The 14,729-nt window shown below is 75.1% G+C and carries 11 protein-coding genes; 3 read left to right on the top strand and 8 right to left on the bottom strand.

The annotated features are described in order from the left end of the window. Positions 1-13 precede the first annotated feature (13 nt). The 3 genes from AC27IY_RS43880 (at position 14) to AC27IY_RS43870 (ending at position 5,065) form a co-directional block, all read left to right on the top strand. Positions 14-1,669: an ABC transporter ATP-binding protein gene (locus AC27IY_RS43880; RefSeq protein WP_487181628.1), complete on the top strand. Its 1,656-nt coding sequence runs from the start codon at positions 14-16 to the stop codon at positions 1,667-1,669. After that, positions 1,666-3,387 (top strand): ABC transporter ATP-binding protein, encoded by a 1,722-nt coding sequence (locus AC27IY_RS43875; RefSeq protein ID WP_487181627.1) that lies wholly within the window; start codon positions 1,666-1,668, stop codon positions 3,385-3,387. The genes AC27IY_RS43880 and AC27IY_RS43875 overlap by 4 nt, the downstream gene beginning before the upstream one ends. 106 nt (positions 3,388-3,493) lie before the next feature. Continuing rightward, the gene (locus tag AC27IY_RS43870) at positions 3,494-5,065 is read left to right on the top strand and encodes an amidohydrolase family protein (RefSeq protein WP_487181626.1); all 1,572 of its coding nucleotides are present in this window, start codon (positions 3,494-3,496) and stop codon (positions 5,063-5,065) included. A 4-nt stretch (positions 5,066-5,069) separates the two neighbouring features. Here AC27IY_RS43870 and AC27IY_RS43865 read toward each other — a convergent pair whose 3' ends face one another. The 8 genes from AC27IY_RS43865 to AC27IY_RS43830 all read right to left on the bottom strand — a co-directional run bounded on the left by AC27IY_RS43865 (position 5,070) and on the right by AC27IY_RS43830 (position 14,692). After that, entirely contained in the window at positions 5,070-5,993 is a 924-nt protein-coding gene (locus AC27IY_RS43865; RefSeq protein WP_487181625.1) for an aminoglycoside phosphotransferase family protein, read from the bottom strand. Positions 5,994-6,036: 43 nt separating this feature from the next. Further along, the gene (locus AC27IY_RS43860; protein ID WP_487181624.1) at positions 6,037-6,516 is read right to left on the bottom strand and encodes a GNAT family N-acetyltransferase; all 480 of its coding nucleotides are present in this window, start codon (positions 6,514-6,516) and stop codon (positions 6,037-6,039) included. A 41-nt stretch (positions 6,517-6,557) separates the two neighbouring features. Further along, positions 6,558-7,919 carry a type III PLP-dependent enzyme domain-containing protein gene (locus tag AC27IY_RS43855; protein ID WP_487181623.1) on the bottom strand — a complete coding sequence of 454 codons (1,362 nt, stop codon included), beginning with the start codon at positions 7,917-7,919 and terminating at the stop codon, positions 6,558-6,560. A 143-nt stretch (positions 7,920-8,062) separates the two neighbouring features. After that, the gene (locus AC27IY_RS43850) at positions 8,063-10,258 is read right to left on the bottom strand and encodes a PucR family transcriptional regulator (protein WP_487181622.1); all 2,196 of its coding nucleotides are present in this window, start codon (positions 10,256-10,258) and stop codon (positions 8,063-8,065) included. Between the two features lie 46 nt (positions 10,259-10,304). Next, on the bottom strand, positions 10,305-10,784 hold the full coding sequence (locus tag AC27IY_RS43845) for a DoxX family protein (RefSeq protein WP_449948315.1): 480 nt from the start codon (positions 10,782-10,784) through the stop codon (positions 10,305-10,307). A 214-nt stretch (positions 10,785-10,998) separates the two neighbouring features. Further along, on the bottom strand, positions 10,999-11,664 hold the full coding sequence (locus tag AC27IY_RS43840; RefSeq protein ID WP_487181621.1) for a rhomboid family intramembrane serine protease: 666 nt from the start codon (positions 11,662-11,664) through the stop codon (positions 10,999-11,001). Positions 11,665-11,706: 42 nt separating this feature from the next. Continuing rightward, positions 11,707-14,364, bottom strand: coding sequence for an HAD-IC family P-type ATPase (locus AC27IY_RS43835; RefSeq protein ID WP_487181620.1), 2,658 nt, complete (start codon positions 14,362-14,364; stop codon positions 11,707-11,709). Further along, on the bottom strand, positions 14,348-14,692 hold the full coding sequence (locus AC27IY_RS43830; protein WP_344209908.1) for an ArsR/SmtB family transcription factor: 345 nt from the start codon (positions 14,690-14,692) through the stop codon (positions 14,348-14,350). Before AC27IY_RS43830 ends, AC27IY_RS43835 begins: the two co-directional genes overlap by 17 nt. Positions 14,693-14,729 lie beyond the last annotated feature (37 nt).

Here is a 14,729-nt window from a genome sequence, read left to right as displayed (position 1 = left end):
CGGGGAGCGCCGCTTGCACACCGGGCGGGACGTACTGCTGCGCACGGTCGCGAGCCAATGGCGCAGGCTGGCCGGGGGCTCGCTGCTCGGCGCCGGGCACCAGGCGGGCGAGGCCCTGGTGCCCGTCCTCATCGGGGTCGCCATCGACCAGGCCGTCGCGGGCGGCGACTGGGGGCGGCTGCTCCTGTGGCTGGCGGTGCTCGCCGCCGTCTACGTCGGCCTGTCGTTCAGCTACCGCTTCGGCGCCCTCGTCGGCGAGCGCGCCGCCGAGGAGGCCGCGCACGAGCTGCGCATCGCCGTCGTCGCCCGGGTGCTGCACCCCGGCGGCGGCGCCGAGGACCGGCTGCCCGGCGCGCTGACCGGCATCGCCACCGAGGACGTACGGCGGGTCGGCGCGGTCCTGATGGCGGTGCTGGCCGGCGTCGCCGGGCTCACCGGCCTGGTCGTGGCCGGGGTGCTGCTGCTGAACACCTCGGTCCAGCTCGGGTTGATCGTGCTGGCCGGCACGCCGGCGCTGCTGTGGCTCGGGCACCTGCTCGGCAAGCCGCTGGAACGCCGCAGCGCCGTCGAGCAGGAGCACGCCGCGCGCGCCTCGGGCATGGCCGCCGACCTGGTGACCGGGCTGCGGGTGCTCAAGGGGATCGGCGCCGAACGGGCCGGGATCGAACGCTACCGGCGGACCAGCCGCGACTCCCTCGCCGCGACCCTGCGCGCCTCCCGCGCCGAGGCCCTGCAGAACGGCGTGGTGCTCGCGCTCACCGGGGCCTTCATCGCGCTGATCGCGCTGGCCGGCGGCTACTTCGCCACCGCCGGCGACATCACGCTCGGGCAGCTCGTCTCCGCGGTCGGGCTGGCACTCTTCCTCCAGGGTCCGCTGCAGCTCTTCGCCTGGGTGAACGCCGACTTCGCGCAGGCCAGGGCGTCGGCCACCCGGGTCGCGGCGCTGCTGTCCGCGCCGCCCGCCGTGCCCGCCGGCGACCGCGAGCCGCCCGGGGACGTGACGGGCGCGGTCCGGCTGCGCTCGGTCAGCTACGGGCCGCTGCGGGACCTCGACCTGGACATCGCGGCCGGCGAGCTGGTGGGAGTGGCCGCCACCGATCCCGCGGCGGCCACGTCCCTGGTGCGCTGCCTGGCGCGGCAGGCCGACCCCGAGTCCGGGACGGTGGAGCTCGACGGCGTGCCGCTGCGCGACCTCGACCCCGGACGGCTACGCGAGTCGGTGCTGGTGGCCGAGCACGACGCGGTCCTCTTCGAGGGCACCGTCGCCACCAACGTCGGCCAGGCCCCGGAAGCCGCCGTCGCCGAGGCGCTGGAGGCCGCCGGCGCGGGGGACATCCCGCCCGGCACCCCGGTCAGCGAACGCGGCGGCTCGCTCTCCGGCGGCCAGCGCCAGCGGGTGGCGCTGGCGCGGGCGCTCGCCGCGGCCCGCCCGGTGCTCGTCCTGCACGACCCAACCACCGCCGTGGACGCCGTCACCGAGACCAGGATCGCCGACGGCATCAGCCGCCTGCGCCGCGACCGCACGACCGTGCTGGTGACCACCAGCCCCGCCCTGCTCGCGGTGGCCGACCGGGTGCTGCTGCTGCACGAGGGCCGCGTCACCGACGAGGCCCCCCACGCCGACCTGCTGCGCCGCAACCCCGGCTACCGGGCGGCGGTGCTCGCATGACCAGGGAGCTGCTGCCGACCGCGACGCCGGCCCGTACCCGGGCGGCCGTCCTGCGGATCGTGCGCCCGCACCGGCGGACCGCCGTGGCCGGGTTCGGCCTGCTGATCGTGGCCACCTCCGTGGGCCTGCTCATCCAGCCGCTGCTCGGCCACATCGTGGACCTGGTGGCCGGCCGCGAGCGGGCGGCGGCGCTGGCCGTGCCCGCCGCGCTGCTGGTGCTGGTCGGCCTGGTCCAGGGGGCGCTGACCGCCTGGGGCCTGACGCTGGTGGCCAGGCTGGGCGAGACCGCCCTCGCCGACCTGCGCGAACGTTTCGTCGAGCGGGCCCTCGCCCTGCCGCTCGACCGCGTGGAACGGGCCGGCTCCGGCGACCTCACCGCCCGCGTCACGGGCGACGTGGCGCGGGTCGCCGAGGCCGTGCGCTCGGCGCTGCCCGCGCTGGCCCAGTCGCTGCTGTCGATCGTCCTGACGCTGGCCGCCCTGGCGCTGCTCGACTGGCGGTTCCTGGTCGCGGCACTGCTCGCCGTGCCGGTGCAGGCGCACACCGCCCGCTGGTACGTAGGCAACGCGGTGCCGCTCTACGCGGCCCAGCGGGTGGCCACCGGCGAGCAGCAGCAGCAACTGCTCGACACGATCGCGGGGGCGTCCACCGTACGGGCCTTCCGCACCGAGCCGGAGCACCTGGAGCGGGTCGCCGGCCGTTCGCGGGCCGCGGTGGAGCTGACGATGCGCGGGGTGCGGCTGATGCTGCGCTTCTACAGCCGCCTGCACGTCGCCGAGTACGTCGGCCTCGCCGCGGTGCTCGCGGCCGGGGTGCTGCTGGTCCGCGACGGCTCGGCCACGATCGGCACCGCCACGGCCGCCGCGCTGTACTTCCACAACCTCTTCGGCCCGATCAACACCGCCCTGGCCCTGCTGGACGACGCCCAGGCGGCCACCGCCAGCCTGGCCCGCGTCGTCGGCGTGGCCGACGCCGCACCCGCCGGCCCCCTACCCGTCCGGGACCAGAACGGAGGCGGGGTGAGCGTGCGCGGCCTCGCCCACGCGTACGAGCCCGGCGACCCGGTGCTGCACGGCGTTGACCTCGACATCCGCCCCGGCGAGCGGGTCGCGCTGGTCGGGGCGAGCGGCGCGGGCAAGACCACGCTGGCCAAGCTGGTCGCCGGCGTCCACGAGCCCACCGCCGGCACCGTCGAGACGCCGCCCGGCGTCGCCATGGTGACCCAGGAGGTGCACGTCTTCGCCGGTCCGCTGGCCGACGACCTGCGCCTCGCCCGCCCGGACGCCACCGACGACGAGCTGCGCGCGGCCCTCGCCACCGTGGACGCCCTCGCCTGGGCGGAGGCGCTGCCCGACGGCCTCGCGACGGTCGTCGGCGCGGGCGGGCACCGCCTGACCGGCGCCCAGCGGCAGCAGCTCGCGCTGGCCCGGCTGGTGCTGGCCGACCCTGCGGTGGCGGTGCTCGACGAGGCCACGGCCGAGGCGGGCAGCGTCGGCGCCCGCGTGCTGGAGCGGGCGGTCGAGCGGGCCGTGGACGGGCGTACCGCGCTCATCGTCGCCCACCGGCTCACCCAGGCCGCCACGGCGGACAGCGTGGTGGTGATGGAGGACGGCCGGGTCGTGGAACGCGGCTCGCATGACGACCTGCGCGCCGCGGGCGGGCGCTACGCCGCCCACTGGTCGGCCTGGACCGACCACCGCCCCCATGAGGACGCCTGAGTTGCCGAACCGTTAGACGAGTGAGGCTCATGTTCGTCTTGCCGAGCCCGCGAGCGCGATGGATGCTGACGGCGACCCCGGTCACCCCGCCTGGGAGGTGGTCCCCGTGTTCCACCCGCTCAGGACGGCCGCGGCCGTCCTCCTCCTGGCCGGCGCGCTGGTCGCACCGGCCTCCCCCGCTCCCGCCGCCGCCTCCGCACCCGCTCCGGTGAGCGGCTTCGTGGACGGCCACAGCCACCTGTTCTCGTACGAGACGTTCGGTGGCATGCTGATGTGCGGCAAGCCGTTCGATCCCGGCGGCATCGCGCGCGCCCTGGCCGACTGCCCCGACCACTACCCGGACGGCCGGCTCGCCTGGTACGAGAACTTCACCCGCACCGGCTCCGCCACCGGCACCCACGACCCCGTCGGCTGGCCCACCTTCCGCGACTGGCCGGCGCACGACTCGCTGACCCACCAGCAGGCGTACTACACCTGGGTCGAGCGCGCCTGGCGGGGCGGGCTGCGGGTGCTGGTCAACCACCTGGTGGCCAACCGGCAGCTCTGCGCCATCTACCCGCTGAAGAAGTACTCCTGCGACGAGATGACCTCCATCAGACTCCAGGCGCAGCGCGCCCGCGAGCTGCAGGCCCACATCGACGCCGAGTCGGGCGGCCCCGGACGCGGCTGGTTCCGCATCGTCGCCGACCCCGCCGAGGCCAGGCAGGTGATCGGGGCGGGCAAGCTGGCCGTCGTGCTCGGCGTCGAGACCTCCGAGCCGTTCGGCTGCCGCCAGATCCTCGGCGTCCCGCAGTGCACCAAGGCCCAGATCGACCGGGGCCTGGACGAGATGCGGGCGCTCGGCGTGCGCACCATGTTCGTCTGCCACAAGTACGACAACGCGCTGTGCGGCGTGCGCTTCGACTCCGGCACCCAGGGCGCGATCGTCAACATCGGCAACCTGCTCGGCACCGGCTCGTTCTGGCAGGCCCGCACCTGCACGGGCCCCGAGCACGACAACACGATCGACCCGGCCGGCGTGCTCCCCGACCAGATCGTCCGGCTGCTCCCGCCCGGCGTGTCGCTGCCGCTCTATCCGCCGGCGCCGCACTGCAACACCCGCGGACTGACCGCGCTCGGCGAGTACATGGTCCAGGGCATGATCAGGCGCGGCATGCTGATCGAGCTCGACCACATGAGCGTCAAGGCCGCCGGCCGTACGCTCGACCTGCTGGAGGCGGCCCGCTACCCCGGCGTCGTCTCCTCGCACAGCTGGGCCGACCCGAACTTCCTCCCCCGCATCTACGCCCTCGGCGGCATGGTCACCCAGTACGGCCACGACGCCACCGAGTTCGTCGCCGAGTGGCGGCGTACGGCGCCCCTGCGGCAGCGCTACCAGGTGCCGGGCTACGGCTACGGCCTCGACGTCAACGGCATGGGCCGGCTGCCCGGACCGCGCGCCGGCAACGCGGCGAACCCGGTGACGTACCCGTTCACCTCGTACGACGGGAGCGTGGTGCTGGACCGGCCGCGCACCGGCGAACGCGTCTGGGACGTCAACGTGGACGGGGTGGCCCACTACGGCCTGGTGCCCGACTGGATCGAGGACATGCGGCGCCTCGCCGGCCCAGACCTGGTCCGCGACCTCGCGGCGGGCGCGGAGTCGTACCTGCGGACGTGGGAGGCCGCCACGTCGTGAGCTCCTACCGCCGGCCGAGCAGAGCGGCGGCGATGGCGACCTGGGCGGGTTCCAGCGTCGCCTTGCCGTCCTCGACGTCCCACAGGGCGTTCTGCAGCACGCGGCCGAGCGTCCAGCCGATCGCCCGGTCCCGGTCCAGGCCGAGGACCTCGGTCAGCAGGTCGAAGCGCCGCAGCACCGCGCGAGCCACGTCACCGGTGGCCTCCACCTCGTCCCACCGGTTGTCGAGCGCCGGCAGCAATTCGAACCCCGGGTCGCCGGCCAGCGGCTCGGGGTCGATCGCCAGCCAGGGCTCGCGCTCCCCGGCGAGCACGTTGTCGTAGTGCAGATCCCAGTGCAGCAGGCGGTCGCCGGGCTCACCCGTCAGCTCGGCCACGGCGGACGCGCAGGTGCGCACCAGCCGCTGTTCGGCGGGGTCACGCAGGGCCCGCACCGCCTCCGGGACCTGGTCGAGCATGGCGGCGGCGATGTCCGACAGCCGCCGCAGCCCTGGTGGGGCGGGCACCGCGGTCAGCCGTGCCATCAGCTCGGCCAGGATCCGCAGCGCCTTGGCGTCGTCGGCGACCGAGGACAGCGGCCTGGCCGCGTCCAGCCGCTCCAGCAGCTGCGTGGCGCTGCTCTCGTCATGGTCGAGCAGGCGCACGATCCCGTCGCCGTCCCACGCCCTCAGCCCGGCCGCGGTGCCGGCGGTCTCCTCCCGCGGCTGCTGCAGCTTCAGCACGGCGGGCGTCCCGTCGGCCCGGAGCACGGGCAGGACCAGCGACGCCATGCCGTGAGCGGGCGGGCCGTCCGGCCGCAGCTCCCAACGGTCCAGGAACTCGCCGCCCAGCCGGGGCAGCTCGGCGAGCCACGCCCGTGCCTCGGCGCCCTGCGTACCGTAGGACGCGGCGAACGCCTCGGGAACATCAACGGAGATCAACTTGGCCACGGCTGCCAGCCTAGGTCAGACGGCCGACTCCAGGAGGCCGCCGTCAGACCGCCGTCGTGAGCGTGACCTCGTGGGGCTCGAAGCCGCGTGCCTCGTAGAAGCGGAGGGCGCCGGTGTTGGCCGCGTACGCCGACACCGACGCCTCGTTCGCGCCGCGCTCCCGCGCCCAGTCCAGGAACCGCCCGACCAGCTTCGCGCCGACGCCCTTCCCGCGCAGTTCCTCCGCCACCCGCATGCTGACGAGCACGGCCACGACCGCGTCCGGGCGAAGCTCGTCGGGGGCCCGCAGCTGGCCGGTGAGGTGTCCGGCCACCGGCCCGTCCGGTCCGCCGAGCCGGACCAGGAGCGCCAGGGTGTCCGGCCCGGTCACCATGCCGTCGTAGTAGGCGAACCCGTCGCGTTCCGGCCAGCCCACGTCCATGCGCGGGTCCCGCCGCCCGCCGTCCTCCCGAAAGAGCGCCGCGGCCGAACGTACGAGCGCGGGCACGTCCTCGGGGCGGGCGGCCACGATGAAGGCATCCATGACCGCGACGCTAGCGATCATGATTAATCATGTAAATGCGGTCAGAGAGCCGGTTCCAGGAGGCCGCCCAGTGCGCCCGCGTACGCCAGGCCGCTGGTCGCCGCGATCTCGTCGAGGGTCTGCGCGGGCCGTACGGTGGCCAGGCGCACCTCGCCGCCGTCCGCGACCGTGAAGCCGTGCACCCCCGGGTACGGCAGGCTGTTGTAGGCCCACGGCGTCGAGAAGTAGTAGGCCCCGGTGTCGCGCAGCACGACGACGTCGCCCTCCGCCAGCTCCGGCAGCTTCCTGGCGTGCGCGACCACGTCCCCGGCGAAGCAGCACGGCCCGGCCACGTCCTGCGCCAGGAGCGGGCCGTCCTTGGGCAGCCCGTCGGCGTCGAACGCGGCCACCCGCAGCGGCCACGCCTCCGGCATGAACACCGTCCGGGTCGCGACCTGCGCGCCCGCGTGCGTGATCGCGATCCGCCGCCCGCCCGCGTCCTTGGTGTACTCGACCAGGGCGGCGATGAAGCCGTTCTTGGCCAGCAGGGAGCGGCCGAACTCGGTGACCAGCGCGTACCGGCCGTCGAGGATCCCGGGGACGGCGGCCTGGAGCGCGGCCACGTACTCGGCGAAGGTGGGGGTGGTCTCGTCGTCGGCGAAGTTCACCGGCAGGCCGCCGCCGATGTCGAGGCTGGTGATCCGGCGCTCGCCCAGGACGGCGTTGATCTCCTCGGCCAGCGCGTACGTCTCCGCGATGCCCGCCGCGATCAGCTCCAGCGGGCAGCCCTGGGAGCCGACGTGCGCGTGCAGACGGGTCAGCCAGGGACGCTCGGCGAAGGCGCGCACCACGCGCTCGCGGTTGCCGGGGTCGCGCAGCGTCACCCCGAACTTGGACGTCGCCGTCGCCGTGCTCATCGCGCCGATGGAGCCGCCGCCCACCTGCGGGTTCACCCGCAGCCCGACGACCGAAGCGGACCCTGGCGCGCGCAGCTCGTCGATGCGGCGCAGCTCGTCGAGGTTGTCGGCGTTGACCGCGACCCCGAGCGCCAGCGCCTCGGCGAGCTCCGCGCGCGTCTTGGCGGGCGAGTCGAGGACGATGTCGCCGGGCGCGAACCCGGCGTCGAGCGCGATACGCAGCTCGCCCGGGCTGGCGACCTCGCAGCCCATGCCCTGCTCGGCGAGCAGCCGCAGGACCGGGATCAGGGACGCGGCCTTGGCGGCGAACGTGTGCAGCACCTGGGGCGCGGGGGCGAACGCCTCACGCAGGGCGGCGACCGAGTCGCGCACCCCCTCGACGTCGACGAACCCGGCCACCGGGTGGGCCGGGCCGACCGCGCCGGTCCTGACCGCGTGCCGGACGACGTCGGCCACCCGGTCAGCGGTGGTGCGGGCGGGGGAGAGCGTGGAACTGCCGTGAATCACGGTACGGGGCTCCTGGACGTACACGGGGGGTGCGTGGCTTTCGGATGGGTACGAAAACAGATTCGGGCATGCGACCGTCGATCGTCTTCGTCCGGCAGGCCAAAGGTCACGGACCGTTCTGTCCGTTCGGCCAAAGGATCAGGTCAGCGCGGGCGGGTGGCCAGGCGGACCGCGAGGGTGAGCATGAGCCGGGTGTCGGGGTCGTCCAGGTCCACGCCGTACCGGTCGCGGACGCGGCGCAGGCGGTAGCGCAGGGTGTTGGGGTGCAGGACCAGCCGCTTGGCCGCGCGGCCGACGTCACAGGAGGCGTCCAGGTACGCGGCGAGCGAACGGACCAGTTCGCCGCCCGCCGCGAGATCGCCCCGCACGAGGTCGTACACCGGCCCGCTCCCCCGCTCCCAGACCGGCCACACCGCGTCCAACACCCGCTGCACGTCCAGAGCCGCCCCCAACTCAGCCGCCGACGCATGCCGCCGCACCCCCGGCCCCTCCCCGGCCGCCCGTTGCCCACCGGCGCCCCACCCACTACCGGCCGACTCGCCACCGGCCCGTCCAGCACCGGCCCGTGCACCACCGGCCGACCTGCCGCCTGCCGACCCGCCACCTGCCGACCCGCCACCTGCCGATTTGCCGCCTGCCGACCCGCCACCAGTCGGCCCGCCACCGGCCGCCGGGTCCTGCGCGGCGCTCGCCGCCCGCTCGCGCAGCACCCGGATGACCAGCTCGGCGTCCGCGCGGGAGTCGGCGGCCCGCAGCGGAGACGGCACGACCGGGCCCGCCCCCACGAACACCGGCCCCGCACCTCCCAGCGACGCCGCCAGGGTGTCCAGCTCACGAGCCAGGGCGAGCACATCCCGCTCAGCCCCCCGCCGTACCGGCACCAGCGCCATCACCCGCCCACCGTCCCGCAGCACCCGAATCCCGGCCCGGTAGGAGGCGGCCTGCACGGCCAACAACCCCATCACCCGCTCCAACCCCGCCTCCCGCTGCCCAACCGCGCCGACGGACGGGACCGCCGACGGGGCGACGGACCAACCAGCCGGCGGCGCACCCGCCGAGGCGGCAGGGTTGACGGCGGGCGCGGCGGTGAGTGGCGCGACCGGCGGCTCAGCGGGCATGGCAGACGACGACGGGGCAGACGACGGCGCGACGGACGGGCCGACAGCCGGTGGGGCAGCCGGCGGGACAGCCGGCGGGGCGGCATCCGACGAGGTCCCGGGCGCGACGGCGGGCGGCGCGAGGGGCGAGGCGACGGACCAACCGGCCGGCGGCGCGGCAGTCATCGGCGGGGGCGGGGTGGGAGTTGCGGGGGCGGTGGGCTGGGGGTTCACAGCGTTGGCGGGGTCGTTGGGGTCGGCGATGACGACTGCGCAGGGCAGGTCCGGGGCGAGGCCGAGGGTCCAGGCGTGGGTGCTCATGTCCCCGCGCCCGCCCAGCAGCCCGCGCAGCGCGTGCTCCTCGCGCCGCCGCGCGCCGCTCTCCCGCAGCCGGTGCTGCACCAGGTACGGCACCGCCACCTCGGCCGCCCGCCGCAGCGCCCGCGCCGCGCCCTCCGTGAACGGGCGGCCGGCGTCCGCGGCGGCCCAGATGGAGCCGAGCATCTCCCGCCCGCTGCGGATGGCGATGATGAGCCGTTCCGGGCTGGAGCCGTCGGCGGGCCGGTGGATCACCTCGTCGGAGGACCACAACGTACGCAGCAGGCCGCTGCGCCGCAGCTCCTCCACCCGCCAGTCCGGCACCCGGCCGCCGAGGATGGTGGAGCGGCGCAGCTCGTCGGCCTCGGGCCCGATGGCGGAGTAGGCCAGCACCCGGAACGCGGTGTCCTCGATGGTGATCGACCCACCGGTGAACTCGGCCACCGCCGAAGCCAGCGCCGCGAGCCCGCCGCCGGCCGTGACGTCGGCCATCCGGTCCCCGCGCCCGGCTCCGGCGTAGGCGGCGGCCGAGCGCACCAGGGTGGCCACGTCGTCCCAGTCGGCCCAGGCGGCGCGGGCGAGCAGCGCGACCCCGGCCCGCTCCGCGACCGCGACCACGGACGGCGCTCCCGCCTCCCCGGGCACGTCTTCGGGGTCGAGGCCGGGGTGATCGCGCAGCACGACCGCGGCGGCCCCGCGCCCGGCGGCCTCGCGGACGAAGTCGTGCACCGACGGCAGCACCCCCACCGCCAGCACGATCCGCCCCCCGTACGAGCGGGCCGCCCCCTCCTCCCCGATGATCATCCCGGTGATGGCGACGTCCTGCCCGGAGGGCGCGAGCAGCAGCCGCAGGATGCCGCCCTCGTCGAAGGCGAGCAGCTCGCGCAGGGTGAGTCCGGTGTCACGGGTGGCGCGGGCGGTCATGCCGGGGAGCATACGGAAGTGGCCTGACCTCCCCAGCACTCGGGGCTCACAGCGCGGCGCGGGCGGGGACCAGACGGGCGCCGAGGGCGCGGGCGCCGATCACCAGGGCCGCGGCGGCGAGGACGATGTCCTTGAAGATGTACTGCGCCTCCAGCGTGGGCGCACCGGGGAACAGGTCGGTGAAGAACAGCACGTACGGGGCGAAGAACCCGGCCAGCGCACCGGCCATCACCACCAGCCCGGTCTTCAGCAGCCGGCCCGTCACCAGCGTGAGGCCGATGAAGACCTCCAGCCCGGCGATCACGGCCTGCGCCGCGTACCCCGACAGCAGCCCCATGGACAGCCTCTCCAGCGTGGCCACCGACAGCGCCTCCGCCGGGCTCACCCCCGGGAAGAACTTGAGCGTCCCGAAGGCCACGAAGACCAGCCCGAGACTGATCCGCAGGATGTCGATGCTGTGCCGGCTGAGCCAGGCGGCCAGTTTGGAGACCAGCCTGGAGAGCATGGTCTCGATGGCGGCGGTCATGTCGCGCTCCCTGTCTGAAGAAGTCGTTTGCGTCGTGCTCAAGACTCCTGAACCGGGAGGCGCCGGACATCCGGCCTCGGGCGGCACTCCTGCTACGCCGCCACGGGTACGGCGGGGTCAGGGTCTACCGCCCTGGTCCTCAGGGGCCCGCCCCTAGGGGACGGCGATCACCACGTCGGGCGCCCGGGGCGCGTACTCCGCCGGGCGTACGCGCTCAGAGACCGAGGTCGTCCAGCTCCTTGTGGAGGGAGGAACGCGAGCCGCCGGAAGCAGGCGGGGCGGCGGGCTTGGAGGCGGCGGCCCTGCGGTCGCGGAAGATCCAGCCGCCCACCGTGCCGGCGAGGAACCCGAACAGGTGCGCCTGCCAGCCGATCCCCTCCTGCGGCAGCAGCCCGGTGAACTGGTAGGCGAAGGACAATGCCATGACCACGCCGATCACGATGTCGATCAGGTGCCGGTCGAAGACGCCGCGGACCAGGACGTACCCGAAATATCCGAAGACGACGCCGCTCGCCCCCGCCCCGACGGCGTCCGGGTCCGCGGTGAACCACTCCCCGAGGCCGCTGACCAGGACGATGAGCGCCGTCACGCTCAAGAACTTGGCCACACCGCGATAGGCGGCGAGGAAGCCGAAGACGAACAGCGGCCCGGAGTTGCCCTCGATGTGCTCCCAGCTCCAGTGCAGGAACGCCGAGGAGATGATGCCGGGCAGCGTCTCCGGGTTCCACGCCTGCACGCCGTACGCGCGGCTGAGCGCGTAGCCGGACAGCCAGTTGGGGATCTGCAGGACCCAGATGACGGCCAGGAACCCGACCATCACCCATAACGCCTTACGGGCCTCCGCGATCATGATTTCGGCCGTCTGGCCCCTGGACTCCATCGGTCTGCTCCCTGGTCGATCATGTACCGGGCGGACCAAGTATCACGGCTTGCGTCTCGTACGGGTAGTCAGGGCCAGCAGCACCCCGGCGTACAGCACCAGCACCAGCAGCAGCCACAGCAGGCTCGTGACGGGCAGCGCGACCAGCCCCAGCGCCGGCGCGAGCGGCGAGATCGGCAGCAGCAGGCCGGCCGCCGCGAGCGCGCCCGTGGCCAGGCCGAGCGGGCGCGACACCCGCGCGACGGGACGCAGGAGCAGCATGATGGCGGCCTGGGTGAGCACGTTCTCGACCAGCCAGCCGGTGTGGAAGGCCGACTCGTCGTGCGTGCCGTGAAAGCGGGTCAGCACCGCGAACGTGACCAGGTCGACGCCCGCGTTCACCAGGCCGAACCCCGTGATGAAGCGGAGCACGGCCTGCCGCCGCAGCCGGAACGGGCGGCGCAGCACGGCCGGGCCCGGCCGTTCGAAGGCGAGGGCGAGCTGCGCGGCGTCGAAGCAGAGGTTCTGGGCGAGCACCTGGACCGGCAGCATCGGCAGGAACGGCAGCGCCAGCCCGGCGACCAGCATGGCGATCACGTTGCCCAGGTTCGAGGACAGGGCGATGCGCAGGTAGGTGACGATGTTGCCGCTGCTGCGCCGGCCCACGACGACCGCCTGGCCGATGGCCGACAGGTCCTTGCCGGCCAGCACGACGTCGGCGGCCTCGCGGGTGACGTCCACGGCGCCGCGCGGGCAGATGCCGACGTCGGCGGCGCGCATGGCGGGCAGGTCGTTGACGCCGTCGCCGAGGAAGCCGACCGTGTGCCCGGCGGCGCGCAGGGCGCGTACCACGCGGGCCTTCTGCTCGGGCGTGCAGCGGGCGATCACCGTGGCCCGTTCGGCCGCGGCGGCGGTGAGGCCGGCCGCGTCGGCCACCTCGCCCGCCTCCAGGCCCAGCTCACGGCAGATCCTGGCCGCCGTGCCCGGGTGGTCGCCGGTCAGGATCTTGACCTTGACGCCACGGCGGGCCAGCACCGCGAGGGCTGCGGCGGCGTCCGGGGAGGGCTCATCGGCCAGGGTGACGAAGCCGACGAGGGTGAGCCCGCGCTCGCCGACCTCGTCCAGACCGGCCGGAGGGGATGCCCCCCAGCGGGCCACGGCGTCCAAGCCGACTTGAGACGCGCCCCCGCGCACCCCGGCATCCAGGCCGGGGACGGACGCGGCCCCGCGCACCCCGGCATCCAGGCCGGGGACGGACGCGGCCCCACGCGCCACGGCGTCCAGGCCGGGGACGGACGCCGCCCCGCGGGCCACGGCCAGCACGCGCGCACCTGACCGCGCCAGCGCCGCGGCGGTGGCGTTCGCGCGCCGCCGCTCGCGCTCGCCGATCGCGCACCGCTCCAGCACCGCCTCGACGGCGCCCTTGACCACCACGACGACGTCCTCGCCGTCCCGTACGAGCGCGCGGGACACCCGGGTCAGCGGGTCGAACGGCACCGCGTCCAGCCCCTCGACCTCGCCCAGCTCAGGGGCGCCGGCGAGGATGGCCTCGTCGAGCGGGTCGGGGGCGGGCGGGTCGGCGAGGTGCAGCGTCACCAGGCCGTTGACGGCCGCCCAGCGCAGCGGCTCGGGATCGGGCCGCCCGCCGGGGCCGACGGACCCGCTCAGCACCGGGCGGTCACGCGTGAGCGTGCCGGTCTTGTCCATGCACAGGACGTCGATCGCGCCCATGTCGGGCAGCGCGGACAGCCGTTTGACGATCACGCCGCGCCGCGCCAGCAGCGCAGACCCCCTCGCCAGGACGGTGGTCACCACGACGGGCAGCATCTCGGGCGTCAGCCCGACCGCCACGGCCACCGCGAACGGCAGCGCCTCCAACCCCTTGCCGCGCAGCACCGCGTTGGCGACGAGGGCGACCGGCGGGATGACCAGCATGCCCCGGACCAGGACCCAGGAGAGCCCGTACACGGACCGGTCGAAAGCCGACGTCCGCCGCGCGCCCCGCCGCCGGGAGAGCCGCGATCCGGATCGCGCTCCCGGCGGGGGCCCGGCGTAGGCGCCGGCGAAGCGGGTGGCGGCTCCCGTGGCGGTCACCACGGCGAGCGCGCTGCCGGAGGCCACGCTGCTCCCCTGCCACAGCAGGTGCTCGTCGCCGTCCGGCAGGTCCAGCGCCCGCTTGGCCACCGGCGCCGACTCCCCGGTGAGCTGCGCCTGGTGCACGGTCAGGCCGTTGGCCCGCAGCAGCCGCGCGTCGGCGGGCACCAGGTCGCCGGGGCCCAGCTTGATCACGTCGCCCGGCACCAGCTGGTCGGCGGGGATCTCCCGTTCCTCCGGCTCGGCGTCCTTCGTCGCCCGCCGCCGCACGGTCGTCGTCGTCGCGACCAGCCGGCGCAGCGCGGCCGTCGAGCGGTCGGCGCGATGCTCGCCGTTGGAGCGCAGCAGGCAGCTCACCGCGACCAGGAGGACGATGACGCCCGCCGTCGCCCAGGACGCGATGAGCGCGCTGACCAGCCCCAGCCCCAGCAGCACCAGCGTGAACGGGTCGCGCACGCTGCGGAGCAGCCGGCGCGGCAAGGTGGGGGGCAGCCGGGACGGTACGACGTTCTCGCCGTGGTCGAGCAGCCGCGCCTCGGCGTCGGCGGTCACGAGGCCGCGCGGACCGGTCTCCAGCCGCCGCAGGACCCGGAGCGGGGTGTCGGCCGCCTCAGGCGCCCAGACCACGGGCGTGCTCCCCGGGGCCCCGCCGCTCGGCGAGCCGGCCGACCAGGCCCTGCACCGTGGTCACGATGTCCTGGTCGTCGATGAGGTAGACCACCCTGCGGCCCTCGCGCCGCGACCGGACCAGGCCCGCCAGCTTGAGCTTGGCCAGGTGCTGGCTGACCGCGGGCAGCGCGCCGCCCACCCGTTCCGCCAGCCCGGACACGTCGCACTCGCCCTGCGCGAGCGCCCACACGATGTGCAGCCGGGACGGCGAGGACAGCAGCCCGAACACGGCCGCCGCCTGGTCGAGCACCTCGGCCGGCGGGTCGAGCCTCTCGTTGGCCGCCATCTTCCCCCTTTTACTCCCGGCAGCGGTCAAGTCTGGG

This window comes from Nonomuraea sp. B208 (assembly GCF_057536035.1).
This window is presented reverse-complemented; position numbering and strand designations above follow the sequence as displayed.